Here is a 24,158-nt window from a genome sequence, read left to right on the forward strand (position 1 = left end):
TCCCACGGCCTACGCTGCGCCACCAACAACCTCCCGACACAAGATCAACAACGGGAGACATCAAACCACACCAAGATCATTCTGTTACGACCTCTTAACCAGATCCGGGCGCGCGTCGGCAATGTGCCAGCCATGCGGCCCCGACTGGGAATGAGTCATCAGGATGGCCGGACCGATTTCGTCCAGCAGCGCTGTTCCGGCGGCAGTGGCCAATCGCTCCGACAGGTGACGGTCGCGGACGAACGGCACCATGGACGAGAAGAACTGGTCGAACACAGGGTCCCCCACGCGGCCGCTGCCGGGCCACCTGGTGTGCAGCTTCGCCCGCTCCCACAGGTTGAAGTCGGCGATCGCCGTGAAGTGCCGTTCGATCCGTCCGGCTTCCGGGTGTATCAGGTCCCCGTGCTCTTCGGGGGACCACGCCGAACGTCCGCGCGCGGGCTGGTCCATGACGTAGGTGGGGAACCCGCGCCGAGCGAAGAAGTCCGCCCAGCCGGCACGTCCGTCCGGAGTGGACTCCCAGCACAGACCCGTCAACCCTCCTCCGTGGATCATCACGATCGGGTAGGCGGCGCGGCCATCCAGCGGCGCGAGGTGCTGGACGTAGGCCTGGTCGACCCGTGAGGTCTTGCCCGCGCTGCGGCAGTACCTGCCGCCGACGTAGAAGTAGCGATGCTCGACGCCGCGCGTCATCCGGACCTCCAGGCTTGGGCAGCGGACTCCCGGACGCTATAGCAAATAGCATCGCTTGGTCAAAGGCGTCTTCGCAACCGCGCGTGCCCACGGCCCGGGCCCGCTACTGCAGGTTGGCTATAGCATGTGGCTGAACTCGCGCCGCTCGACGATCGCGGCGCCGGACCGCGAGGAGCTGTACCGTGACCGACTCGGCCGGGAACCCCCTGTCGTCCCTCGAGCGGCACGAATCCCTCGCCGAGCAGGCGTACCAGCAGATCCGCGAGAGCATCGCCAGCGGAGCCCTCACCCCCGGCCAGAAGCTCACCGAACGCAATCTGGCCTTCATGCTCGGCGTGAGCCCCACCCCGGTCCGGGAGGCGCTGCGCCGGCTCGAGCAGGAACACCTGATCGAACGCCACTCGGCGCGCTCGCTCGCCGTTGCCAACCACTCGGCGGAGACGATCCGGGAGCTGCTCTACGCCGAATCGTTGTTGCGCGGCGCGCTCGCCCGGTTCGCCGCGCAGAAGATCACCGACGACCAGGTGGACGAGCTGGCCAAGATCGTCGACGAACTGAGCCGGTCCGTGGCCGACCCCGAAGCCGCCCAGCAGGCCGCAGACCGCTTCGACGCCGTGCTCCGCCGGGTCGCGGCCAACGCCTTCCTCGACTCCCTGGCGTCGAGCGCCGGCGTGTTCGGGCGAGCACGCCGCATCCGCCTGATCGAGCAGTGGTCCGCCGAGGAGCGGATGACCCGCCTGCAGATCCATCGCGAAATCGTCGACGCCCTCCGCGCCCGGGACGCCGATCGCGTCGAACAGCTGACGCGCGAGCAGCTCGAGTCGTCCCGGCGTCTGCTGCTCAGCGCCGACCTCGACTGATTCGCCTCTTGACAACAAGCATCGGCTCGTCTTCTATTTGCTATAGCATGTTGCAGATATCGTAGAGCAAGGAGAGCGCCTGTGACCTACTCACCGCTGAGCAAGGACCTGGCCTGGTTGCCCGCCGACCTGGAGGACCAGAGCCGGTGGATCTACCGGCTCACTCCGGCGGACATCAAGGACATCGAGAACGCGCTCGCCGCGTCGAAGGCCGCCGGGGCCACGATCGAGACGCTGACCAAGGAGACGTTCCCCCTCGACATCTTCAACGACGCGCTGGCCCTCACCCTCGATCGGCTGGAGAACGACCTCGGCCTGTTCGTGCTCCGGGGCCTGCCCGTCGAGCGGTTCACCAAGGACGAGCTGCGGCTGATCTTCTGGGGCATCGGCCTGCACATGGGCTCCGCGCGCTCGCAGAGCTTCAAGGGCGACGTGCTCGGTGACGTCCGGGACTTCGGCCAGTCCGCCATCACCCAGACCGGTCGGGGGTACATGTCGCGCGAAGGCCTGGGCTTCCACACCGACAGCGCCGACGTCGTCGCGCTGTTCGTGCTGCGGACGGCCAAGAGCGGCGGGCGGAGCCTGTTCTGCAGCTCGGTCGCCGTCGCCGACGAGATCGCCCGCACCCGCCCCGATCTGTTCGAGGTGCTGCAGCAGCCCTTCTACCACTCCTGGAAGGGCTCCGAGCAGCCCGGCCAGAAACCGTACTACCGGCAGCCGATCTTCAGCATCGAAGACGGCCGCTTCTCCTCCCGCTGGGTCGCGCCGCACATCTGGTCGGCTCAGGAATTCGACGACGTGCCGCCCCTGACCGACGCGCAGACCGAGGCGATGAACCTGCTGATCTCGCTCAACGACGACCCGCGATTCCACACCTCGATGATGTTCGAGCCCGGCGACTTCCAGTTCCTCAACAACCACGTGGTCTACCACGCGCGGACCGAGTTCGAGGACTGGGAAGACGAGGACCGCAAGCGGCACCTGCTGCGGTTGTGGCTGGCGCCCGCGAACTCACGACCCCTGAGCGAGGGCATGAAGGAGTTCTACGGCGACGTCCGGCCCGGCGTCCCGCGCGGCGGATTCCCCGCGCGCGTCGACAATCCCGTCTTCGTCACCAAGGCCGAGAAGCCCTGAGCATGCCGACCGACCCCGAGACGACGTCCACCGAAGCCGCCGTCGCGATCCTGCCCGCGCTGGCCGAGCGGATCAGCGCGTACCGGATCGAGGACCTCGACGACCACGCCCGGCAGCTCGTCCGCACGGCGTTCACCGACACGCTGGGCGTCGCCCTCGCCGGCTCCGGATTCCCCGGGATCGCCGCGATCCGCACCGCCGCCGGAATCGCCGCGAGCGAGAACGGGAGCCTCGTGCTCGGCACCGCCGAGCGCGTCCCCGCCCTGGACGCCGGGCTCCTCAACGGTGTCGCCGCGCACGCCCTGGACTTCGACGACGGCAACTCCGCCATGGGCGGGCACCCCTCGGCGATGCTCGTTCCCGCGCTCCTCGCCCTCGGCGAGGAGACCGACGCGTCCGTGCCGGACGTCGCAGTCGCCTACGCAGCCGGCTACGAGGTGATGATCCGGCTGGCGTACGGGCTGAACCCGGCGCACTACCAACGCGGCTGGCACCCGACCTCGACAATCGGCGTCATCGGAGTCGCGGCGGCGGCCGCGCGGCTGCTCCGGCTGTCCACGGAGCACACCGCGATCGCGATGGCGGTCGCGGTGTCCCACTCGGCGGGGGTGAAGGCGAACTTCGGCACGATGACCAAGCCGCTGCACGTCGGACAGGCCGTCCGCAACGGGATCCTCGGCGCCAAGCTCGCGGCGACGGGCTACACGGCCAACCCCGGCGCGCTCGACCACCGGCAGGGCTTCCTCACCGTCTACACCGGACCTGACGGGTTCGACTCCGAGCGGATCGTCGCCGGGCTGTCCGGGCCGCCGCTGGTCTGCTCCGAGCACAACCCGATCAAGCTCTACGCCTGCTGCCACAGCACCCACGGCGCGATCGAGGCGGCCAGGGAAATCCGCCGCTCACCGGGCTTCGACGCGGGCCGCGTCGAAGCCGTCGAGATCACCGTGGATCCGAACCGCATGCCGCACACCGACCGCCCGGTGCTGACCGAAGCCCTGTCGGGAAAGTTCAGCCTGCAGTACGTGACGTCCCGGGCTCTGCTCGCCGGAACCGTCGCGTTGGCGGACTTCGACGGCAACGCCCACCACGACCCCGCCACCCTCAAGCTGATGGGCCGGGTTCGAGTGAAGCCGGCCGCTCCCGGTGGACCGGCGAACTCGTTCACCGCGACCGTCCGAACCGAACAGTCCGACGGGACCGTGCTCAACGCAACCCGCGGTCCGCACGGCTCCGGCAGCAACGCGCCGGTCGACCCGTCCCTGCTCCGCCAGAAGTTCACGGACTGCGCCGGGCGGGTGCTGCCCGCGGACCGGGTGACCGCGCTGAGCGAGGCGGTGATGCGGTTCCCCGACAGCGGCACCACCGTGCGCGAGCTCATGCGGCTCGCCGAAGTCCACCGTCCCACCAACGCGAAAGTGACACCATGACCGACCCGATCCGGGTGCTGTTCCCGGTGGGCATGCTGGGCGGCGGCTTCCCGCCCGAGACCGTGACCCGCGGCATCGAACTCGGCGCCGACATCATCGCCGTCGACGGCGGTTCGACCGACTCCGGCCCCCACTACCTGGGGACCGCGACGGCCAAGACCGCCCGCGCCGCCGTCGAACGAGACCTGCGGGTGCTCGTGCCCGCGGCGCACGAGGCGGACATCCCCCTCGTCGTCGGATCCTGCGGCACCTCGGGATGCGACGCGGGCGTCGAGTGGGTCCACGAGATCGTCCAGGGGATCTGCGCCGACCTGGGGATCAGCCGGCGAATCGCCCGGGTCTACAGCGAACAGGACCCCGCTCGCATCGCCGACCTGCTCGCCCAGGGCCGGGTGCACCCGCTCGGCACGGCCGAGCCCCTGCGGCCGGAGACCGTGGCCCGGTGCCGGCACATCGTCGGGCTGATGGGACACGAACCGCTCGCCGACGCGCTCCGCGACGGCGCGGAGATCGTCCTCGCCGGCCGCTCCACCGACACGGCACTGGCGGCGGTGCTGCCATTGCTGCGCGGGCTGCCCCCGGGCCCCGCGTGGCACGCGGCGAAGATCGCCGAATGCGGCGGTCTCTGCACCGAAAACCCGAGGGCGGGCGGCGTCCTGGTGACCGTCGACGACACCGGCTTCACCGTGGAGCCGCTCGCGGTGCACGCCCGGTGCACCACGCGCAGCGTCGCCGCACACATGCTGTACGAGAACGCCGACCCCTTCCGCCTCCGCGAGCCCGTCGGCACGCTGAACACGAGCGACGCCGTTTACACCGCGCTCGACGAGCGCCGGGTGCGGGTCGAAGGCTCCCGGTTCGAACCGGCCGAGCAGCCGACCATCAAGCTGGAAGGCGCCGCCTCGACGGGGTTCCAGGCTCAGCTGATCACCGGGATCCGCGACCCGGAGATCCTCGGCAGGCTCGACGACTGGTGCCGGCGATTGATCGCCTACCTCGACAAGCACGTGCCCTCGACCTTCGGGCTGGCTCCCGGTGAATACGACTATTCGCTGCGCCGTTTCGGCCACGACGCCGTACTGGGTGCGGCCGAGCCCGAACGAGGCACCCCGCCCCGCGAGGTCGGCATCCTGCTCACCGTGACCGCCCCGGACCAGGCCACGGCCGACGACCTGGCGAAGTTCGCCAACCCGATGATGCTGCACCTCCCGCTCGACGACGACAGTCCCTTCCCGACGTTCGCGTTCGTCGGCTCCCCCGCGGAGACCGCGCGGGGCGAGTCCTTCGAGTTCGTGCTGCAGCACGCGGTCGACGTGGCCGACGAGCGAGACCTGTTCCGCACCGTTCACTCGGAGGTGGGACCGTGACCCGGCTCCGGGACATCGCGACACACGTCCGCTCGAAGAACGCCGGCCCGTTCTGGCTGACCGTCGACGTCTTCCTGCCCGACCGGGCTTCCTTCGACCGGGCGGTGGCCTCCGGCCTCACCGACCGCGCGGTGCTCGGCACGACCTACGACGTCGACCCCGCGACCGTGCTCGTCTTCCCCGTCCCCGAGCTGCACGTCGTCAAGGTCTCGTTCCCGCGCCCCACCACGCAGGGCGCCCGCGACGACCGCGACATGCACGGCGGACAGCAGTTCGTCCCCTTGCTCGACCTGGCCGTCTGAGCCCCGGCGAGCCACCTCCGAAACCGGCGGTGCCACCGTCGCCCGGCCAGCCGGTCCCCATTCCTCAACGAGGAGGATTCTCGTGGACGTTCCCACCGCCCCTGTGACACCCGGAAACCGCGGCGCGGACCTCATCGCCCGGTTCGACCGGCTCCCCCGGATGACCCGGCCGCACTGGAGATGGCTGCCGCTGCTCGGTCTGCTGTCCTTCGGCGACACCGTCGACAACAGCGTGCTCGCCTACGCCGCCCCGGCGATGCGGCAGGACTGGGGGCTGTCGATCTCCCAGATCGGCAACCTGACGTCGTTGTCGCTCCTGGGTTCGTTCGCCGGGGCCCTCCTTGGGGGCCGGCTGGCCGACAGGTTCGGCCGGAAGCGGATCATCATCGCCGGGACGCTGTTCTACTCCGTCGCCTCCATCCTGTGCGGGCTCGCCCCGAACTTCGTGGTCCTGAGCCTGTTCCGTGGCCTGTCCGGCCTCGGGATCCAGGCTGTCGTCGGTGTGCTCAGCGTCTACGTGGCGGAGATGTACCCCACCAGGGTCCGCGGGCGCAGCCAAGCGGCCGTGCTGGGGGTGGGTCTGCTGGGGGTGCCGTTCGCCGCTGTCGCCGCCAAGCTGATCATCCCGCTTGACCCGCAGGCCTGGCGCTGGGTGTTCGTCGTCGGCGCGGTGGGCCTCATCCCCGCCGTCCTCGGCATGTTCCTGCTGCCGGAGTCCGTTCGCTGGCTGATCGCCGGCGGCCGCGACGAGAAGGCCTCCCGCATCGTGTCCGGCCTGGAAGCGCACTACTCCGGCGAGCTGCCACCGCCAGTGCTCACCGCTCCGTCGGCGCCGCCCGCGCGCGGCAAGATGGCGGAGCTCTTCACCGGGTCCCAGCGCCGCATCACCATCGTCACGGCGCTGACGCTGATGTTCGGCATCGTCGCGTTCTACGGGTTCAACTCCTGGGTGCCGACCCTGCTCGTCGAGCGCGGCCACTCGACCGACACCGCGCTGACCATCACCACCATCCTCTCCATCGCACCGCCGTTCGGCGCGCTCGTCGGCATGCTGGTGACCGACCGCTGGCAGCGCCGCCACGTCCTCGCCACCACCTCCGTGACGATCGCCGCCCTGATGGCCGTCTTCGCCTTCGCCGACGCGCTCTGGCCCACCATCGTCGTCGGATTCCTCATCACGATGTTCCTGCAGTCGAACGCGGTCACGATCTACGCCTACCTCCCGGAGGTCTTCCCCACCACGCTCCGCGGATTCGGCGCCGGCCTGTCCAACGGGGCGGGGCGGCTGGCGGGCGTCGGCGGCGCGGCGCTCGTCGCGGCGATCTACGGCATGACGGGCTTCGTCGGCGTCTTCCTGACCACAGCGCTGTTTTCCCTGGCCACGGCGGTGGTCATCGGCGTGTTCGGCGAGAACACCCGCAACCGGTCGCTGCGCTGACATCCCAGGTGGCAGGCGGCGCTACTCGCGAGTTTCGATCTCCGGGCGCACTGGTCGTCGAGTGCGGACCGCGCCGCCGGCCACCTGGTCCGAGGCAGCCATCGAGCCGAGGATCCGCAGGGCCTCCGCGGATTTCGATCCTGGCTCGGCCATGTAGGTGACCAGCATCTGGTCCGGCGCACCGGGCGTCGTCCAGGCGACGTAGGACAGGTCGATGTCACCGACGTCGGGATGCCGCAGGAGGTTGACCCCGGTGGTCTTCTCGAAGACGTGGTGCTCCGCCCAGAGACGCCGGAACGTCTCGCTTCGGACAGCCAGTTCGCCGACCAGCGCGGCCAGCCGGGGGTTGCCAGGGTCTTCGCCCGCGGTCTTCCTCAGGATGCCGACGGTGCCGCGTGCCGACGCCTCCCAATCCCGGTGCCGGGCCGCTATCTCTTCGTCCAGGAACAGCAGCCACGCCGAGTTCCGCTCGGCCTCGGGCAGGGCCGCGTAGTCGGTGAAGACGGCGCACGCGAGCGGGTTCCAGCCGATCACCTGCATCGTGCGGGTCATGACGAGCGCCGGCACGGTGAGGGTCTCCAGGAACTGGCGCGTCAAGTCGGGCATGCGGTCCTTGACCGCGCGCCGGGAGGGCCGGGGCCGGGGACGTGCCAGGTCGTACAGGTGGGCGCGCTGCGTGTCGTCGAGCAGCAGAACACGGGCGATGGCATCGAGCAGGGACTCGGTGGGGCGGCCACCCCGGCCCTGCTCGAGCCGCACGTAGTAGTCCGTCGACACGCCGACGAGAGCGGCCAGCTCCTCGCGGCGCAACCCCGGCACCCGGCGTCGGCCGGTGTCCGGCAGCCCGGCCGAGGCCGGCGACACGGCGGCCCGTCGAGCTTGCAGGAACTCCCCCAGCTCGGACTTCCAGTCGCCAGGCGTGCTCGCGGTCATTTCGCCAGTCTGCCATCGAGAGTCCGGCATTGGGTGGTCATGCGAGTACCCAGGCACGCCGGCACCCTGGTCGGGCGACCCGTGGCACATACCGGTCCTGAATAGACGCTCCCGGATCTTCGACGCTGAAAGCATGGATTCAGATCCCCGTGCGTCGACGATCTCGCCGGCCGCGACCCGGGCGTCGATCGGCGCCGTCCTTCTCGCTTCCTTCTTCCTGCCGTTCGCCGTGACGGGACCGGCGATCGTCCTGCCGGACATGGCGGCCGACCTGAACGCTTCTTCAGCAGGCACCCAGTGGGTGCAGAACTCCTACAACGCGATCTTCGCCGCGACCGTGCTCGCCACCGGTAGCCTGGCGGACCGCTTCGGGCGGCGGCTCGTGCTGCGCGTCGGCATCGCGACGTTCGGCCTGGCGATGGCGCTGATCGCGGTCTCGTCCGACATCCTGGTCATCGACGTGCTACGAGGTGTCCAGGGCCTGGCTGCCGGCGCCACGGTCTCCGCGGGCTCGGCCGTGCTCGCGCACGCCACCTCCGGGCCGCGGCGAGTTCGCGTGTTCGGGTTGCTCGGGGCCAGTTTCGGTGGCGGCACCGCCGCCGGCCCCCTGGTCGCCGGCGCACTCGCTCCACTGGGGTGGCGGTCGATCTTCGTGGTGATCGCACTCGGCGCCGCCATCGCCTTCGTCGCTTCCCGGTACACACAGGCGTCCAGCGACCCGTCCGCGCCGCGCCCGGACCTGCCGGGCATGGCCTGCTTCGGCGGCGCGCTGCTCGTGTTGTCCCTCGGGTTCATCCAGGCCGGTGAGGCCGGGTGGTCGAACGGGTGGGCTCTGCTGGCGTTCGCGGCGACGCTCCTTCTGCTCGGCGCGTTCGTCCTGGTCGAGCTCCGCAGCGGCCATCCGATGTTCGACGTCCGCCTGTTCCGCCGTCCCGCGTTCACCGCGCTGATGTGCCTGCCCTTCTCGGTGACGTTCGGATTGGCCGCCCTGAACGTCTTCCTGCCCGTGTTCCTGCAGAGCGGCGGCGCCAGCCCGTGGCGAGCCGCGGTCGAGCTGACACCGCTGGAGGTCCCGGTGCTGCTGGTGCCGTTGGCGGCCCGATGGCTGACGTCCCGTTGGTCGATGCGGACCTTGCTGGTCGCCGGCCCGGTCCTGATCGCCGCCGGAAGCTTCGGGCTGGTCGTGCTGGAGCGCGGCACCCCGACGTGGATCTCCGCACTGCCCCTCCTGCTCTTCGGCGTCGGCGTCGGGATGGCCTTCTCGGTGATGGACAACGCCGCTGTCAGCACGGTTCCCGTGGACAAGGCCGGATCGGCGGCGGGAATGTTCAACACGATGCGGATCACCGGCGAGTCGCTCTCGGTGGCGGCCACCGCCGCGGTGCTCATCTCGGTCACCGCCGCCCGCACCTCGGCCACGGAAGCGGTCGCCGCGGTGCAAGGCAGGCCGGTGCCGGTGACCACCGGACAGGCGTTCGCCGACGCACTGCACGTCGTCGTCATCGGACTGGGCGTGCTCGCACTCGTCGGAGCGATTCTGACCGCGTGGGCACTGCGCCCATCCCACGACACCGAAACCGACGAAGTGCGCGCGGGCACACGGTGACCGGCAGATCCAGGAGACCGCAGATGACGAAACACCACCAGCCGGCGACACGTGGTTCCGCCATCGTCGTCGGAGCCTCGCTGGCCGGGCTGATGACCGCACTGACCCTGTCCCGCACCGGGCTGCGGGTGACGATGCTGGAGCGCTCGACCCGGAAGGTCCGGACCGGCGCCGCCCTGCCCGTGAGCGGTGGACTGCTGGAGCGCCTGACGGGCCGGCGCTCGCCCGACGGGAAAGACGCCCTCCCGTCGGGCGGCCAGGCCTGGGCCGACGTGCACGCCGGCCTCAGCTCCGCCGCGCAGGCCGACCCCGGCATCTCCCTGCGGTCGCCGGTGCGGGTGACCGAGGTGGGCCAGGACGAGCGATCGGCGTGGGTCGTCACCGACGACGGCGAGTTCGTGCGCGCGGATCTCGTCGTCGGGGCGGACGGACACGCGAGCGTCGTCCGCCGCCACGTCGTCCCCGAGGCGCCCGACGCGACCTTCTCCGGATACGTGATCTGGCTGGGGCTGGTCAACGAACGCGAGATCCGGTCCCGCCCGTGGCCAACGGACCTCGCGATCCTCTACGAACGGGACTACTGCCTCAACGCCTACTACCTGCCGGGAGCGGACGGATCCGTCGCCAGGGGCGAGCGGCGGATCGGCTGGGGGTGGTACGACTCCAGTCGCAACGACCTCCTGCGCGCTCGCGGAGCCGTGGTCGACGATGTCGTCCAGTGCACGCTTCGAGCGGCTGACGTGCCCGACGCGACCTTCGACGAACTCGCCGACGAGGCACGGGAAATCTGGCCCAGCCCGTGGCGGGACGCCATCGTCGACTGCATCCGCCGTCGAGCGGTGATCGGCACGCCGATCGGCGAGTACCTGCCGCACCGGCTCGTCTCCGGGCGGGTGTGCCTTGTCGGCGACGCCGCCCACCTGCCCTCGCCGATGACCGGCAGCGGCTTCGACGCGTCCGCCCAGGACGCCCTCGCCCTTGCCGACGCCCTCGGCGGGAATCGGGCCAGCGTTTCCGACGCGCTGCGCCGCTACGAGGCAGCGCGGCTCGATGCCGCTCGCCAGCTCGTTCGCTCGGGGCAGAGCTTCAGCAACTCGTTCGCGCCCCGTGGCGCCGCACAATGAGCCCGCCGACTGTCCGATGTGGACCGTCGAACCCGTGCCCGCGGGCCCCTAGCCTTCGGCGCCGTGGTCCGGCATGTGCTGTTCGGGGTAGCGGGCGCCCTTGGCGGCGCCCTTCGGGATGAGCTCGTCGATGCGGGCCAGGTCCGCACGGTCGAGCGTGACCGCCGTGCTGGCGATCATGGTCTCGATCTGCCCTGGCCGGCGCGACCCGATGATCGGGACGATGTCCTCGCCCTGGGCGGCGACCCAGGCGATGGCCACCTGCGCGACCGTGGCCTGCTTCGCCTCGGCGATCTCGCCCAGGGCGGACACCAACGCTTCGTTGTGCTCGCGGTTGCCCGGCCGGAATCGCGGCATCATCGGCAAGGCGCCGCCGGTCCCGCCGCTGCCACCGATGAGACCCTTGGCCAGGACCCCGTACGCGGTGATGCCGATGCCGAGCTCGCGGCAGACAGCGAGGGTCTCATCCTCGATGTCCCGGCTGAGCAGCGAGTACTCGATCTGCAGGTCACTGATCGGCGCGACGGCCGCGGCCCGGCGGATGGTGTCGGGGCCGACCTCGCTCAGACCGATGTGCCGGACGTGTCCCTGCTCGACCAGCTCCGCGATCGCACCGATCGTGTCCTCGATCGGCACCTGGGGGTCGAGCCGGGCGGGACGGTAGATGTCGACGTGATCCGTGCCCAGCCGCCGCAGCGAGTAGGTGAGGAAGTTGCGCACCGCGGCAGGGCGGGCGTCCTTCACCCCGGCCGGCATTCCGCCTGGGGTGAGCAGCTCGCCGAACTTCACCGAGAGCACGGCGTCGTCACGGCTGCGCTCGCGCAGGGCACGCCCGACGAGGAGCTCGTTGTGGCCGGCGGCGTAGAAGTCCCCGGTGTCGAGCAGCGTGCCGCCGGCGTCGAGGTAGGCGTGGATGGTGCGGACGCTTTCGTCGTCGTCGGTGTGCCCGTAGGCGCCTGACATTCCCATGCAACCCAGACCAGGTGAGGAGACGGCCGGGCCGCTGCGTCCGAGGTGGCGAATGTGGAGCATCGCGGAAGGTGAATCGGTCATGCCATCAGCCTCTCCGGCCGCGCGTGCGCCGACCAGGCGCGGTGTATCCACGGAGAGGCCGTCCCTGGCTATCGCGCCTGGCGCGGGCGATAGTGGAGGAATGATCGATCGGCACGGGCTCGCGGACTTCCTCCGTCGCAGGCGGGAACGCCTGCGGCCGGCCGATGTCGGCCTGCCCGCCGGGGCTCGCCGTCGGACGCCGGGTCTGCGGCGTGAAGAGGTCGCGCAGCTGGCCGGCATCTCCACGGACCACTACGCCCGGCTCGAGCAGGAGCGCGGGTCGGCCCCGTCGGAAACCGTCGTGGCCGCTCTGGCACGGGCGCTGCGATGTGATCTGGACGAACGGGACCACCTGCTCCACCTCGCCGGGTACCCGGCACCTGCGCGCCGAGCCGGACGGCACATCCGCCCAGGGCTCATCGCCCTCGCAAGTCGTCTCGACGATGTGCCCGTCTGCATCTACACCGACCTCGGCGAGATCGTGTGGAGGAACAGTCTGCTCACTGCTCTGCTGGGCTACGGGGAGACCGCACCCGGCCGCGACAGCAACATGGTCTGGCGCATGTTCACCGACCCTGCGGGACGGGCTCGCGTCCCCGAAGAAGACTGGGCGCGCCTGGCCGCGGTACACGTCGCCGACCTGCGCGCCACGTACTCCCGACGTGGTGGCGACGCCGACGTCACCGCCCTGGTGAACGATCTGATCGAGGCCAGTGACGAGTTCCGCGAACTGTGGCAGCGGCACGAGGTCGGCGTCCGCCGCTCCGACCTCAAGCGCACCATTCATCCCGAGGTGGGGACGATCGAGCTGCGCTGCGAGGTCATGCTCACCCCCGACGCGGACCTCAACCTCCTCGCCTTCTTCCCCCTCGAAGGCACCGACGCCGCCGAGAAGCTGGAACTGCTGCGCGTCATCGGCACCCAGGACTTCCACACGACCTCGTAAGGCGTTTCAGAAAAGGCCCCCGCATGCCCGAAATCGCCATCGCATGCTCGATCGACGACCGCGCTCGCCGCGGTGGAGTACGACCGCCATCGCCACGTGCTTCACGAAATGAAACGCCTGGGAGCCGCCATCGAACATGCCGGCAACCGGCTCATTCAGGAAGAAATCGACTTCCTGAACCCCGCCGAAGCCCGCACCGCCTCCATCACCGCCCGTCAGTCGTACGGGATCGAGGACATCACATCTTTACCGGGACCTGTTGCGGGAATCCGACAGGATGTGGAAGGAGGTGAACGCCGGGACCCGGAAGAAAAGTCCCATGCAGTTCGCCACCGCCGATGTCACAGTGACCAGGCTGCGCTGGCGGTGACCAACGGCATCGGCAGCAGACACTCCCGCCAGAAGTGTTCTTCGTAGGCCCCCCACTGTCACGGCCGTCGCGTCGGGATCGCTGATCAACAGCGGGACGCTATGCGTTCGACTGCCTCCTTGATCCAGCTTGCGGACCTCGAGGGAGTAACTGCGTACGTTTATTCCGAGGCCGGCCGTGTTCGGGATGAGGTAATCACGACGGGATCCACCGTGGTGTCGGGCTTGGCCGCATGACCGCCAGTGAAGCACAACTTCCGCGCTGTCCGCCGCGCCGGAACCGGCCCGAAGTTGCCCTCCGAGGCCGGCGGGACGCGGTACGACGTGCTGCCCCAGAACGATGTCCGGCTTGGGGAAGCGTTCGAAGAGACCGTCCTCCACCATGTCCCCACGGGTTCAGGGCCGCTTCCTTGTGCGACCGTGACACGGCCAATGGAGCAACCGGTCTATCAGCACTCGTCGGGCAGACCGGAGCAGGCGACAATCGTCGGTTGCGATTGGGCTTTCACGCGTCCACATTGGCCTCTGTTGGCATCACAGTCTCGTTCAGCCCTGAAGACCGTTGGCGGCATAGCGTTGGAAGATCCGTACGCCCACCTGCTATGGGACCACTCCGGAGGCGCCGGCGTGGCAGTGGGCGAACTCCGCCAAACACGTCTCAGTGGGACCGAAACAGACGTAGATGGCGATATCGGCGGGATCGCTGACCGAGCGGCGGGCCCCGGTGATCGGCGAAGTAATGAGCCGTGGGCCGACCCCGCTGATCCGGCCTGGCAGGGTGCCTGGTGGAGGTGATGCCCGTGGCTCATCAGCCCAGGGGCTTCGCGCACGGGTTGGAGCCCGAACAAGCTCAGCGCGGACGGTGAAGATCACCAGGTCGACACGCGACGGGGTCCGGTTGCGCCGAGCGGGGGGGGGGCGTGCTCGCCTCGGTGCAGGGCCGGTCGGTAGCCGGGTCAACGCGATGCTCCGCAGCCTTGCGCCACATCCACGTGGCTGCCTTCGCCTGACTGCTCTTCACTCCGCTCGAAGCACCGGCGACGGATCGTGAGCGCGGACGTGAACGATCAGGACGGCTGCTGGCTCAGGAACGCGGTGAGGGCATCCCGGGTTTTGAGAAGTCGACGAGCCTTGTCATCGATCTCGTCGCGGATCTCTGCCACCCGGGCCATGATGCCAGAGCACTCCCCTTCGAGCGGACCGGCGTCGCCCGTGCACGGCAGGACGCGCTCGATCAGTGTCATGGGAAACCCCAGGTCTAGCAGCGACTTGATGGTCGAGACCACACCCACCGTTGTCTCGTCATAGTCGCGATACCCATTGGGCTGCCGGACGGACGATATCAAGCCGAGTTCCTCGTAGTATCGCAGGGACCTCGGACTCGCTCCGGAAGCCCGACTCAGCTCGCCGATCTTCATGCCCACGCTCGCTTCCACTTGACATTGACACTGATGTAAGAGTTTAGCGTGATGTTCCACCGCGAAACCGCTGAGGAACGGAATCATCATGAAGGTCTTCATCACTGGAGGGACGGGCTACCTCGGCACCGTCCTCGTCGAGCACCTCGTCAGGGCCGGGCACGACGTCGCAGCCCTTGCCCGCTCGGACGCCAGCGCCGCACGCCTGCACGAAGCGGGTGCCACACCTGTGGCTGGGTCGCTCAGCGACACCACCGTCCTCGCCGGCGCTGCGGCAGCCGCCGATGCCGTCATTCACGCAGCGGTCGACTACGCGATGACCGACGAATCGACGGCGATGGAGCTGGCCGCGGTCAAGGCGTTGGTCGACGGCGCCGCGTCCGGGACTGTCCGGAAGCCGTTCGTATTCACCAGCACCGGGCTGGTCTACGGGTTCGAGGAGGATCAGGACAAGTCGGAGGATGCTGTTCTGCCGGAGGTCAGCGCACAGCCGGTGAAGGTCGCAGCTGAACGCATCGTCTGCGGTGCGGCGGGCATCTCCGGCATCGTGTTCCGCGCCGGGCTGGTCTTCGGCCGCGGTGGCTCCGCACTCGTGACGGGACTGATCCAGTCCGCCCAGCACACCGGCACGTCGATCTACGTCGGAGACGGGGAGAACGCGTGGACCCCCGTCCACGTCGACGACCTCGCCGATCTGTACGTCGCGGCTCTCGAACGCCCGGCCGCTGGCATCTACAACGCTGTCGGCGCCGTGCCGTTCACGTTCCGAGCGCTCGCTGAAGCGATCGGAGACCTGACCGGAAAGCCGGTCGCATCCGTTCCGCTCGAGATCGCGGAACAGAGCTTCGGACCGGCCGCCCGCATCCTGACGACGACGAGCGGCCTCGACGCCGCCAAGGCCCGCGACACCTTCGGCTGGAGTCCCGCGCCGCGATCGCTGATCGACGACGTCCGTTCCGGGTCCTACACCGAGGCCGCCGCGAAATGAGTCCGAGCCTGCGGAGCCGGCTGCTCGCCGGCGCCATGACGGTCATGCGTGCTCGAGAACAGTTCAACCCGGAGAAATTCACCAAGGAGCCGAGCACCGCGGCCCAGTACTCGCCGCCGCCGTCTCTCAAGAAGAGGGTCACCATAACGCGGAGCACATTCCGCGACTGGCCGGTGTTCACGCTCGCGCCGGAAACGTCCTCCGGGAAGCAAGCCCTCTACCTGCATGGCGGGGCGTGGGCAGCGGAAATCCAGGCCCGGCACTGGAACCTCGTCGCCGACCTCGCCGTCGGCACCTCGCGGACCTTCGTCGTACCGATCTTCCCCCTCGTTCCAGCAGTCACCCACCGCGACATCACCCCGGTCCTCACGGACCTGTGGCTGGCGACCGCACAAGAGGTGCCGACGGCGCTCGTCGGCGACTCATCGGGAGCGACAATGGCCCTGAACCTCCTTGTCGCCCTCGCCGAGGGGTCCCCCGCGCCGGATGCGACAGTGCTGCTGTCCCCTACGTTCGACCTCACGTTCGCTAATCCAGAAAGCGCCCGCATCGCCCCCCACGATCCGCTGCTGAAGCTCGACCACATCCGCGCTCTCGCCTCCAGCTACGCGGGCCCCGACGGGCCCGACAGTGCACTGGTCAGCCCCGTTCACGCCCGGGTCGACCACCTCGGCGCGATCACTGTCTTCACCGGCACCAGGGACCTCCTGAACCCGGATGCTCACCGCTTCGCCGACCTCGCCCGAGACGCCCCCGGCACGCAGGTCACCGTCGAAGAGACCGCCGGTGTGGTGCACGACTGGATGCTGATGCCGATCCCCGAAGCGAAAACGACCCGTGTCCACATCGCCCGCCTCCTGCGGTAGGCAGCAGGCGTGCGAGGCACAGCCGGCTCGGCTGCAGGGCACCGGCGCCGAACACCCTGCGCGTCGAACTGCCACAACCGGTCGCCCGCCTGTGCCGCGAGCAGCGGATCCGGAGCCTGTTCGCCAAGAAACGTCGCCTGCCCCGCACAGCGGGACCACCGGTCCACGACGACCTCGTCACCCGTCGGTTCACCGCCAGGCCAGCCTGCCGCGGCCGCTGCGGTGACCAATCGGATCGAGTTGCTCAGCCACGTCCTGATCGCCCCGAGTTGGCCGACGGCCCTGCTGGCCAAGGAAGCCGCCGGGATCGACGCGGTGTCGGGCGGACGGCCGACGCCCGACATCGGAGTGGGAGCCGGCCCGGACAACTTCCTGGTCGCCGGCCACAGGTGGAGGGGCGCGGCAAGCGCCCCTCCATCGACCTGCGCACCTACCGCGATGTCTGACGCGGCGAACCGGGCGCGGGCGGCGAAAACTCGGCGGTCCCCGCTGGAACCGCCCGATTTCCCTGCTGTTCGGCGCACAAGAAGAGCCGGCACTGCAGCGGGCCGCACGCCGCGGTGCGGGAGGAACCTGCCGGGTGAGTAACCCCTCGCCCGCAAGCATGCTGCCCGCAACCTCCGTCCGCGTCTGACCCTCGCCTAGCTCACCGGGAAGACCCGGCCGCCTGCAACGCTTTGGCCGCTTCCTGGAACGGTTCTGCTGGCGCGATCAGGAGTCCCGCGCCAGCGTGACCACCTTCGCGGAGTGCTGCGCCCATATGAATGCTCGGCGTGATGCCGGACGCGGCTACCTGTGCCGCATCGATCCCGAACGGGACGCCTCGGAAGGCTAGGTACGGAATCTTCCATGTCGGATGTTCGGTGTGCGTGATGTCGTACATCGCGTTCGTCGTCGTCACCATGTGATCGACCGAACCGCCGCTGTAGTCCTGGAGGGAGAAGGCCGCAGCTGCAGCCATGCCGCCCAGGCCGATCGTCTCGGTGATGAGACTTTCACCGCCGATGAACGCCGTGTCCTCGGGCCTGAGGCCGTCGAACAACTTCGCCCGCAGCGGAGGAATCGGCGCCCGGAACCAGCGTCGTCCTGTGCCGGCGGTGCGGATCGCGAACTGCTTCTCGTTGAGCGTCATGGCAGTCACGATGGTGCTCCCCACCATCCCCGCGGCGCGATCAGCGATGCACTTGCCCGTCGCCATAGCGATGTGGAGGAAGAACAAGTCGTTCTGACCAAGGAAGTCGAGAACCTCACGCGTAGAAGCGCCGAGCCCGTTGGCGTCGAGGACCGGTCCGCTCAGCTGTTGATACAGGATGGCGGTAGCGGCGGTGTTACGGCTGTGCAGATCGTCCCCCATGCCCAGAGCGCGGCGGATGATGGGGCTCAGTCGCAGCCCGCCGACATGCCGCAGACCCGCCGACAGCTGCGGAGCCAAGACCTCTCGCAACCAGATCAGGCGCCGGTGCACTGCGTCGTTCCAGACTCCGTAGGTCAAGCGTTGACGCTCGCTGCCCTCATAGAGCAGGCAGTGCCCGCGCCCGCCGGTGACCGGATCCTCCACAACCCACACCGGCATGGAGGCCGAGGTGACGCCCGTGACGGAGCCGACGCAGCCGTGGTCATGGCAGGGCCGGACGATGATCTTCCCCTCATGCAGCAAGGCGTCTGCCTCCGCAAGCGAGTCGGCGAGCCCCTCGAACACGGCCGCTCCGAGGACCGCCCGACGCTGACCACCGGTGTACTGCGCCCACTCCAACGGCGCTCCCGAGACGAGGATCGTGTGCGGCGTCATGCCCGGCAGGGCTTCGAGTGCTGGGGCGACGTCGACCAGGATCGGGTCGACAGCCAGCATGGCCGCGACCGCCGCGTCGTTGGCTCCCTCGCGGTCGATTCTCGGAGCCTGGCCGGCGACGTGCGCGCTCGTCATGCCCACCTCGAGATGAACTTGGTGGCGGCCGCGTTGACCTGATCCGGCTTCGAAGCACTCAGGAAGTGGTGCCCGCCGTCAATCACCTCGAGCCTGGCGTCGGCCGAGCGCGTAAAGAGCTTGATTTCCTGTTCGGCGTTGGCGACCGAGTAGACCTGGTCGGCGGTGCCGTGCAGCCACAGCACCGGCGGTCGCACCTCATCCAGCCGGCCGTGGAGACCGTCGCGATCGCGCAGGTTGATCGTGCACAGGCGAAGACGGTGCCGGCCGGCGTCGCCGGCGTAGTTCGTCCGATATGTCTTGAGCCAGAACCTGCGCTCGTCGTCGGTCAGACCGCCGAGTGCCGCGTCGAAGGTGTCGTCCACGAACTGGTCCGGCACCACCCAGTCAGAGTCGACCGGATCGGCGAATGCGTCGATGAAGGGTGTGCAGAACTGCGGACCGTCCCAGCAGCCCAGATCGCGGGTGCGCTGGCTCTCGGTATCGAGCGACGTGCCCAGCGGGATCAGCCCTTTGACGACCTGGGGCGCCATCAGTGCCATGCGGACGGCGATCCATCCGCCCTGGGAGGTGCCCAGCACGAATGCCTCGCTGATGCCCAAGGCCGCGAGCGCCTGGAGGTTGGCGATTGCGCTGTCCCAGTAGGTGAAGTGCTCGTACCCCGCCCGGGTGCGGCCGTGCCCGAATGGCTCGAGAGCGAGGAGATTCACCGCCCCGTTCAGCACCGGGTCTGCGAACTGCGGCCGGTACAGGTCGGCGGAGGTGGTGTACGAGTTGATCATGACCAGCGTGGGCAGTTCAGGATCATGAGGCTTGCCGAAGGTGGCACCGATCACCGAGCCCCCGAGGTGCGGGATGTCAATGGTGTGCGCGATGGTGCTCATGAATCGTGTCTCCTGTTGTGCGGGACGTCGATGGTGACTGGGTTGGGGTTCAGACCGGGTCCGAGAGCGGGCTGGTGACAGGTCCCGGAGCCGACGGGCCGGCTGGGGCGGTACGTGATCGCGCCGTTCGGAAGAGCTGGTCGACCCTGTGACGCTCTGCGGCGTCGTCCGGGCGGGCGATGCTGACGGCGACGAACACAGCCAGGTTGGCGACCAGGCCCACCAGTCCGGAACCGAGGCCGCCCAGCCATGGAACGGCACCACCGACGTCCATGTAGGGCACCGTCAGCACGAGCGCCACCAAAGCACCTGTCAAGAGCCCTGTGATCGCTCCTGCCTTGGTGCCGCGGCGCCAGACGAGTCCGCCGAAGATCGGAACGGCCAGTTGGATGATTGCTTGGTAGGCCAGCTGCGTGACGCCTGCCAGGTTCGGGGAGTCATAGATCCGGTAGGCGATGACGGCGGCGATGATCGCGCTCACTCCCATCGCACCTTTGGCCAGGTAGAGCTCCTGCTTGTCACGCAGGGGGCGGATGACCCCGACGATGTCGTTGGCGACCTGTGTGCCGATGGCCTGGGTGACGCCGTCGACGAAGCCCATGCCGGCAGCGAAGACGACGACCAACGAGCACGCCAGCAGCCACGTGCCGCCCGCATCCTGCGAGACCGCGAAAAACGCCGAGACGGGCTCCTTCGCGGCGAAGGGAAGGGGTGCCGCGCACAGCGCAACTGCGACGAGTAGCACGAAGAACCCGAAGCCGATGACCATCGTCTGCAGGGATCCCTTCTTGACTTCCTGCACACTGGCCGCGGTGTAGATGCGGGTGAAGATCATGGGCCAGCACAAGCTGCCGATGATGCCGGCCGCGACGATGCCGAAGTAGTAGAAGCCGCCGTTCTCGGATCCGAAGCCGGGCAGGCTGAGCTGGCTCTCGCTCAGGCGGTCGAGGTTCGAAAGACCATCGAAGTAGAAGAAGAGCAGGCCCAGGCAGAGGACGGCCGAGCCCAGATAGGCCACGATCCCCTGGACCATGTCGGTCACGATCAGTCCGCGCATGCCCATCTGCACGGTCCAGAACTGGCGGACGACGAGAACGAGGATGCCGATAAGGATCGAGTCGGCGACCGAGAGGTGTCCCAGCGACGCCCACTGGATGACGGCGCCCATAGCGATCAGCCCCAGGATGAGCCATGGGAGGAGCGCGACGACACTGATAGCGCTGGCGACGAGCTTGAGCGCAGGACTGTTGTAGCGCAGAGCCAGCAGGTCCGCCTGGGTACGCAGGTCGAACTGCTTGCCCCACTTCCAGACCGGGCGTGCGATGAAGTACATCGCCAGGACGCCGAGGACGGAGTAGACAAGGAAGTACAGACCGACCAGACCGCTGGCCACCATCAGGCCGAACACGGCGGTGAACGTCGATCCGGGCCACCACGAGTTGGTGTAGGCCATCGACACGAACCAACTGGAGAAAGAGCGCTCCCCAACCGCGTAGTCGCTGAAGGACGCGATGTCGCGACGTCGCTTGGTGAGGTGCAGTACACCGACGATAACGGCGAAGAACAGGGCCAGGGAGCCGAAGGTGATGATCATCAGTCAAGCACCCCCCGCCGGCGCTCGAGCAGCCAGAGCCCGTAGGTCACGGCGATCGCGGCCGCGGAGACCAGGAGCATGTACCAAACCGACGCTGGGATCGAGAGCAACCTCCCATGTTGCCGGGAGAGCGTGATGTACACCGGCGGTGCCAGTGCGACCGCGTACACCAGCGCGAACAAAGCGCCGAACAGCACGGTGCCCGAAGGCCGCTGTTCATCCTTCGTGCGTTCCATGAAACCTCACTTCGTCGACCAGGGCGTGAACTGCTGGTGTCGAGACCTTGAGCGTAGGAATCGGCTCGATCGAGGGGCATCGGTCGACTGACGTATTCGGGACTTGAGGCTTCAGCAGGGCTCTCCGGCCTCACTGGAGTCACGCTGCCGCTCCGGTCACTGAGCCGAATCCTCCGCCACTGGCGCGGGGCGTTTCCCTGACCTCGACCTGCGACAGCTCGGCGCTGACCTGCGCGCCTGGCGGGTGTCGTCGACCGAACTCGTCGAGGAGTCCCGTGCAGCATCAGGCCGAGGGTCGATGAGCCAGTGGCGTTTGCGGTCCGGACGCGTTTCCCGGCGTCGTAGCCAATCTGTTCACCGAGAAACCACTGGTAGGCGATGCTCCACGACCCCGATCGTGCGGACCAGCCGCCACGCGCACCCGCTGACCAGCACTAGGAGATCGTGTCGACGATCAACCGGCGTGAGTACACATGCGAGCGACCACACAGCACCGCCGCTGGCCGGGGCAGCAACGGCTCGATCACCTCCTGCGCGTCGGTCACCGACGAGTCATAGGCCGGCTTGCAGCCACAGACACCCACCCGACCGAAATGATCACCAAATCCTGACAACTACCACCGCTGCCACGCCGAGGTGATCACCCGGCTTCACAACACTGTCTCAGGCGTCCGTGGCGTTGAGGAGAACAAGGTCGGCGCCGACCGCGATCGCCGCGAGCCGGGCTCGCGACTCGCATGCGAGCTTCTCGAGCAGGTGCTCGACATGGGTGGAAACCGTGCGTGGACTGATGAAGAGCTCCCGAGCGATCCGCGGATTGGAGAATCCTTGTGCCACCAGGTGCAGGATCTGGGCCTCCCGGGGGCTGAGGTCGAAGGGCCACGGGATCTGTTCCTCGCTGATCAGCGTCGCCTGACCACGGCACGGGATGACGTCGATACGGTGACAGCTCCCCTTCGGGCCTGCCCACAGATAGCGCCGGCGAACCGAGCCACGCATGGCCAGGTCGCGGAGCACGCGGTTGGGTATGTGCTCCAGGAGGACCGGTCCGGCCGATCGCCCGGGCATCTGCGAGACCGTCCCCGTACTGGAAACGACCACTGCGTGGGCGTCGGGACCCACGTGATGCTCGGCCGGGAGCGCGCTCAGCAGGTCACACGCCTGCGCGAGTAATGGCCGGAAACCCTCGATGGTGCGTCGCGCCTCGTCGCTGGCGTCGTGTGGACGTGCCCAGCTGACGTGAAGCGCTCCGGTGTAGCGACCGTCCGGGAGCCGCAGGCACATCGTCGCGCCCTCCTTGAATCCCGCCGGGATCAAGACCACTTCGGCGGAGAAGGTCTTGGAGAACTCGACCTGCCAGTCACGGGCGAGGTCGGACCACCTCAGCGCGTCAGGTACGCGGGTGTGCAAGAGCTGAAAACCGGGATTCTCCTGCACGAAGGCGTCGTTCATGTGGGCCTGGACCTGTGCGGAGTAACCCTCACTCGCCAGGGTGACGTGGCGGTGGGTTCCTGACACGGCGTCCCAGGCTGAGAGGGCGTACCCCTCCCAGGGGATGAGTTCACGCAGCACCCGCATCGCCGTCACCGCTCGCTCACGTACCAGATCGGCCTCGACGGAATCAGCAGCAGCGTTCGTGGCCATGGCGGGAAGTATCGCTTCGATCTGCATCTCGCACCTCGGGTCACATCACACGTGAACACACCAATGCTAGGCGAACTGAGGACGCACGTGTCGGGTCGCGCTGTTCTAGCTGTGATGTCCAGGATGTCGGTCAGCCTGATCGGGGCCGTCGTCGCCGCGCCTCCGCATGAAGGGCGGCGAGGCGTACCTCATGGGTGTTGAAGGGTCCCGAGGTTGTCTGGCAAGCCTTCCCGTTACCTGGCCTGGTTGAGGTCTTGAATAAGAGGTCGTAACAATATGATCTTGGTGTGGTTTGATGTCTCCCGCTGTTGATCTTGTCTCGGGAGGTGTTGGTGGCGCAGCGTAGGCCGTGGGAGGTAGAGGACGAGCTGTGGGAGCTGATCGAGCCTCCGTTGCCCAAAGTTGAGCGCCGGTTCAGAAATCCGCGGCGCAAGCGGTTGGACGATCGGCGTGCGTTGTGCGGGATCTTGTTCGTGCTGTAGACGGGGATGCCATGGTCGTGCTGGCGGCGGTTGCGGGACTGGACTGAGGCCGGGATGTGGCAGCAGTTGCACGAGCTGCTGCTGGCGAAGCTGAACGCGGCCGGGCTGATCGACTGGTCTCGGGCCGCGATCGATGGCTCGCATGTCCGGGCGTTGAAAGGGGGCCGAAAACCGGGCCGAGCCCGGTCGACCGAGCCCGCACCGGGTCAAAACACCATGTGATTACCGGAGGCGGCTGTGATGTCGTTGCGGTTGCCGCCGGCCAGCGCCACCGCCAGCGGGAACCACCAAGCCTTCGTCCGGCATCGCCTGCAGCATCATCTGCTGGCGCCGACTCAAGCGTGCTGCCGTCCGCGCTCTGGCCGGCAGATCAAGACCACGGCGGTCCCCGCGGCCGAACAGCCAGTAGGTCCCCTCCAGGTCGTGCGCGGTCGGGTCTGGTGGCGCTACGTCGACCGGCTCCGGCTGGAGGACTGCCAGCTCCGCTGGGCATGCCAGGTCTGCGGGCTGCCGCTGCCGCCCCGCGTGGGTGCTGGCCAGCCGCACCGGGCAGGTGAGCATGTCCAGCGCGCTGCACGAGCTCTGCCTGCACCTGGCCCAGCGGTGCTGCCCGGTGCTCGACGACGCCGGCGCTGCACCCGTAGCCGACCGACGCGCCCACGAGGTCAGCCCGAGGTCCTAGCCAACGGCACCCCGCTGAACCAGGTCCTCGTCGCGACCGCCGGACGCCTCCCGGACGGCTGTTCCCGCAGCACCGGACGATCACAACCGGACCCGGCCACCACGGGTAACGCCGCCCGGCCGGGGACGACGCGCCGACCACGGGCATGCCCGCGGAGCCGAACGCGACCGGTCGAACCGACCAGT

At 68.6% G+C, this 24,158-nt stretch carries 22 protein-coding genes and 2 pseudogenes; 14 read left to right on the top strand and 10 right to left on the bottom strand.

The annotated features are described in order from the left end of the window. Positions 1–84 precede the first annotated feature (84 nt). Positions 85–693, bottom strand: a complete 609-nt coding sequence (locus tag ABZ193_RS29525) for a hypothetical protein (RefSeq protein WP_354712292.1) — start codon at positions 691–693, stop codon at positions 85–87. Between the two features lie 182 nt (positions 694–875). Between ABZ193_RS29525 and ABZ193_RS29530 the strand changes: the two genes are divergently transcribed. The 6 genes from ABZ193_RS29530 to ABZ193_RS29555 all read left to right on the top strand — a co-directional run bounded on the left by ABZ193_RS29530 (position 876) and on the right by ABZ193_RS29555 (position 7,224). Beyond that, entirely contained in the window at positions 876–1,553 is a 678-nt protein-coding gene (locus tag ABZ193_RS29530) for a GntR family transcriptional regulator (RefSeq protein WP_354712293.1), read from the top strand. An 81-nt stretch (positions 1,554–1,634) separates the two neighbouring features. After that, positions 1,635–2,687 (top strand): TauD/TfdA family dioxygenase, encoded by a 1,053-nt coding sequence (locus tag ABZ193_RS29535; RefSeq protein WP_354712294.1) that lies wholly within the window; start codon positions 1,635–1,637, stop codon positions 2,685–2,687. Positions 2,688–2,689: 2 nt separating this feature from the next. Next, on the top strand, positions 2,690–4,117 hold the full coding sequence (locus ABZ193_RS29540) for an MmgE/PrpD family protein (RefSeq protein WP_354712295.1): 1,428 nt from the start codon (positions 2,690–2,692) through the stop codon (positions 4,115–4,117). After that, positions 4,114–5,484, top strand: a complete 1,371-nt coding sequence (locus ABZ193_RS29545) for an acyclic terpene utilization AtuA family protein (RefSeq protein ID WP_354712296.1) — start codon at positions 4,114–4,116, stop codon at positions 5,482–5,484. The genes ABZ193_RS29540 and ABZ193_RS29545 overlap by 4 nt, the downstream gene beginning before the upstream one ends. Further along, positions 5,481–5,786, top strand: a complete 306-nt coding sequence (locus ABZ193_RS29550) for a DUF4387 domain-containing protein (protein ID WP_354712297.1) — start codon at positions 5,481–5,483, stop codon at positions 5,784–5,786. Before ABZ193_RS29545 ends, ABZ193_RS29550 begins: the two co-directional genes overlap by 4 nt. Positions 5,787–5,868: 82 nt before the next feature. Continuing rightward, a complete protein-coding gene (locus ABZ193_RS29555) occupies positions 5,869–7,224 on the top strand; it encodes an MFS transporter (RefSeq protein WP_354712298.1) in 1,356 nt (451 codons plus the stop codon). 21 nt (positions 7,225–7,245) lie between these two features. Here ABZ193_RS29555 and ABZ193_RS29560 read toward each other — a convergent pair whose 3' ends face one another. Continuing rightward, on the bottom strand, positions 7,246–8,157 hold the full coding sequence (locus ABZ193_RS29560) for a helix-turn-helix transcriptional regulator (RefSeq protein ID WP_354712299.1): 912 nt from the start codon (positions 8,155–8,157) through the stop codon (positions 7,246–7,248). Positions 8,158–8,290: 133 nt separating this feature from the next. Between ABZ193_RS29560 and ABZ193_RS29565 the strand changes: the two genes are divergently transcribed. Continuing rightward, on the top strand, positions 8,291–9,763 hold the full coding sequence (locus ABZ193_RS29565) for an MFS transporter (protein ID WP_354712300.1): 1,473 nt from the start codon (positions 8,291–8,293) through the stop codon (positions 9,761–9,763). 23 nt (positions 9,764–9,786) lie between these two features. Continuing rightward, positions 9,787–10,887: an FAD-dependent monooxygenase gene (locus ABZ193_RS29570; RefSeq protein ID WP_354712301.1), complete on the top strand. Its 1,101-nt coding sequence runs from the start codon at positions 9,787–9,789 to the stop codon at positions 10,885–10,887. 48 nt (positions 10,888–10,935) lie between these two features. On the opposite strand, the gene ABZ193_RS29575 is transcribed toward ABZ193_RS29570, so the two are convergent. Next, the gene (locus ABZ193_RS29575; protein WP_354712302.1) at positions 10,936–11,856 is read right to left on the bottom strand and encodes an aldo/keto reductase; all 921 of its coding nucleotides are present in this window, start codon (positions 11,854–11,856) and stop codon (positions 10,936–10,938) included. 184 nt (positions 11,857–12,040) lie between these two features. Between ABZ193_RS29575 and ABZ193_RS29580 the strand changes: the two genes are divergently transcribed. Then, a complete protein-coding gene (locus ABZ193_RS29580; RefSeq protein ID WP_354712303.1) occupies positions 12,041–12,886 on the top strand; it encodes a helix-turn-helix transcriptional regulator in 846 nt (281 codons plus the stop codon). 72 nt (positions 12,887–12,958) lie between these two features. Continuing rightward, on the top strand, positions 12,959–13,303 hold the full coding sequence (locus ABZ193_RS29585) for a hypothetical protein (protein ID WP_157358483.1): 345 nt from the start codon (positions 12,959–12,961) through the stop codon (positions 13,301–13,303). A 1,019-nt stretch (positions 13,304–14,322) separates the two neighbouring features. On the opposite strand, the gene ABZ193_RS29590 is transcribed toward ABZ193_RS29585, so the two are convergent. Then, positions 14,323–14,775: a MerR family transcriptional regulator gene (locus tag ABZ193_RS29590; RefSeq protein ID WP_354712304.1), complete on the bottom strand. Its 453-nt coding sequence runs from the start codon at positions 14,773–14,775 to the stop codon at positions 14,323–14,325. Between ABZ193_RS29590 and ABZ193_RS29595 the strand changes: the two genes are divergently transcribed. From ABZ193_RS29595 to ABZ193_RS29605, 3 genes are all read left to right on the top strand, one after another. Next, positions 14,762–15,661, top strand: a complete 900-nt coding sequence (locus tag ABZ193_RS29595; protein ID WP_354712305.1) for an NAD-dependent epimerase/dehydratase family protein — start codon at positions 14,762–14,764, stop codon at positions 15,659–15,661. The genes ABZ193_RS29590 and ABZ193_RS29595 overlap by 14 nt on opposite strands. Next, positions 15,658–16,527 carry an alpha/beta hydrolase fold domain-containing protein gene (locus ABZ193_RS29600; RefSeq protein ID WP_354712306.1) on the top strand — a complete coding sequence of 290 codons (870 nt, stop codon included), beginning with the start codon at positions 15,658–15,660 and terminating at the stop codon, positions 16,525–16,527. The genes ABZ193_RS29595 and ABZ193_RS29600 overlap by 4 nt, the downstream gene beginning before the upstream one ends. Before the next feature lie 222 nt (positions 16,528–16,749). Next, the gene (locus ABZ193_RS29605) at positions 16,750–17,115 is read left to right on the top strand and encodes a hypothetical protein (RefSeq protein ID WP_354712307.1); all 366 of its coding nucleotides are present in this window, start codon (positions 16,750–16,752) and stop codon (positions 17,113–17,115) included. A gap of 58 nt (positions 17,116–17,173) precedes the next feature. Here ABZ193_RS29605 and ABZ193_RS29610 read toward each other — a convergent pair whose 3' ends face one another. The 6 genes and pseudogenes from ABZ193_RS29610 to ABZ193_RS29635 form a co-directional block, all read right to left on the bottom strand. Continuing rightward, the gene (locus tag ABZ193_RS29610; protein ID WP_354712308.1) at positions 17,174–18,451 is read right to left on the bottom strand and encodes a DUF1116 domain-containing protein; all 1,278 of its coding nucleotides are present in this window, start codon (positions 18,449–18,451) and stop codon (positions 17,174–17,176) included. Beyond that, entirely contained in the window at positions 18,448–19,335 is an 888-nt protein-coding gene (locus ABZ193_RS29615; RefSeq protein ID WP_354712309.1) for an alpha/beta hydrolase, read from the bottom strand. The genes ABZ193_RS29610 and ABZ193_RS29615 overlap by 4 nt, the downstream gene beginning before the upstream one ends. A gap of 49 nt (positions 19,336–19,384) precedes the next feature. Further along, positions 19,385–20,929, bottom strand: coding sequence for a sodium:solute symporter family protein (locus ABZ193_RS29620; RefSeq protein WP_354712310.1), 1,545 nt, complete (start codon positions 20,927–20,929; stop codon positions 19,385–19,387). After that, the gene (locus ABZ193_RS29625; RefSeq protein ID WP_020417290.1) at positions 20,929–21,165 is read right to left on the bottom strand and encodes a hypothetical protein; all 237 of its coding nucleotides are present in this window, start codon (positions 21,163–21,165) and stop codon (positions 20,929–20,931) included. Before ABZ193_RS29625 ends, ABZ193_RS29620 begins: the two co-directional genes overlap by 1 nt. 362 nt (positions 21,166–21,527) lie before the next feature. Continuing rightward, positions 21,528–21,749: pseudogene (locus ABZ193_RS29630) on the bottom strand (transposase); the annotation flags it as partial. 79 nt (positions 21,750–21,828) lie between these two features. Beyond that, on the bottom strand, positions 21,829–22,836 hold the full coding sequence (locus ABZ193_RS29635; protein ID WP_020417294.1) for a helix-turn-helix transcriptional regulator: 1,008 nt from the start codon (positions 22,834–22,836) through the stop codon (positions 21,829–21,831). A 305-nt stretch (positions 22,837–23,141) separates the two neighbouring features. Between ABZ193_RS29635 and ABZ193_RS29640 the strand changes: the two are divergent. Beyond that, positions 23,142–23,518: pseudogene (locus ABZ193_RS29640) on the top strand (transposase); the annotation flags it as partial. Positions 23,519–24,158: the final 640 nt, after the last annotated feature.

Origin of the sequence: Amycolatopsis sp. NPDC006125, from assembly GCF_040614195.1 — a bacterium.
Classification (GTDB): Bacteria; Actinomycetota; Actinomycetes; order Mycobacteriales; family Pseudonocardiaceae; genus Amycolatopsis_E; species Amycolatopsis_E tucumanensis.

Bases quoted from the DNA above. Each gene is read 5' to 3' on its own strand.
- ABZ193_RS29525 (WP_354712292.1), bottom strand. From the start codon at position 693: ATGACGCGCGGCGTCGAGCATCGCTACTTCTACGTCGGCGGCAGGTAC.
- ABZ193_RS29540 (WP_354712295.1), top strand. From the start codon at position 2,690: ATGCCGACCGACCCCGAGACGACGTCCACCGAAGCCGCCGTCGCGATC.
- ABZ193_RS29545 (WP_354712296.1), top strand. From the start codon at position 4,114: ATGACCGACCCGATCCGGGTGCTGTTCCCGGTGGGCATGCTGGGCGGC.
- ABZ193_RS29560 (WP_354712299.1), bottom strand. From the start codon at position 8,157: ATGACCGCGAGCACGCCTGGCGACTGGAAGTCCGAGCTGGGGGAGTTC.
- ABZ193_RS29565 (WP_354712300.1), top strand. From the start codon at position 8,291: ATGGATTCAGATCCCCGTGCGTCGACGATCTCGCCGGCCGCGACCCGG.
- ABZ193_RS29570 (WP_354712301.1), top strand. From the start codon at position 9,787: ATGACGAAACACCACCAGCCGGCGACACGTGGTTCCGCCATCGTCGTC.
- ABZ193_RS29575 (WP_354712302.1), bottom strand. From the start codon at position 11,856: ATGGGAATGTCAGGCGCCTACGGGCACACCGACGACGACGAAAGCGTC.
- ABZ193_RS29580 (WP_354712303.1), top strand. From the start codon at position 12,041: ATGATCGATCGGCACGGGCTCGCGGACTTCCTCCGTCGCAGGCGGGAA.
- ABZ193_RS29595 (WP_354712305.1), top strand. From the start codon at position 14,762: ATGAAGGTCTTCATCACTGGAGGGACGGGCTACCTCGGCACCGTCCTC.
- ABZ193_RS29590 (WP_354712304.1), bottom strand. From the start codon at position 14,775: ATGAAGACCTTCATGATGATTCCGTTCCTCAGCGGTTTCGCGGTGGAA.
- ABZ193_RS29600 (WP_354712306.1), top strand. From the start codon at position 15,658: ATGAGTCCGAGCCTGCGGAGCCGGCTGCTCGCCGGCGCCATGACGGTC.
- ABZ193_RS29610 (WP_354712308.1), bottom strand. From the start codon at position 18,451: ATGACGAGCGCGCACGTCGCCGGCCAGGCTCCGAGAATCGACCGCGAG.
- ABZ193_RS29615 (WP_354712309.1), bottom strand. From the start codon at position 19,335: ATGAGCACCATCGCGCACACCATTGACATCCCGCACCTCGGGGGCTCG.
- ABZ193_RS29620 (WP_354712310.1), bottom strand. From the start codon at position 20,929: ATGATCATCACCTTCGGCTCCCTGGCCCTGTTCTTCGCCGTTATCGTC.
- ABZ193_RS29625 (WP_020417290.1), bottom strand. From the start codon at position 21,165: ATGGAACGCACGAAGGATGAACAGCGGCCTTCGGGCACCGTGCTGTTC.
- ABZ193_RS29635 (WP_020417294.1), bottom strand. From the start codon at position 22,836: ATGCAGATCGAAGCGATACTTCCCGCCATGGCCACGAACGCTGCTGCT.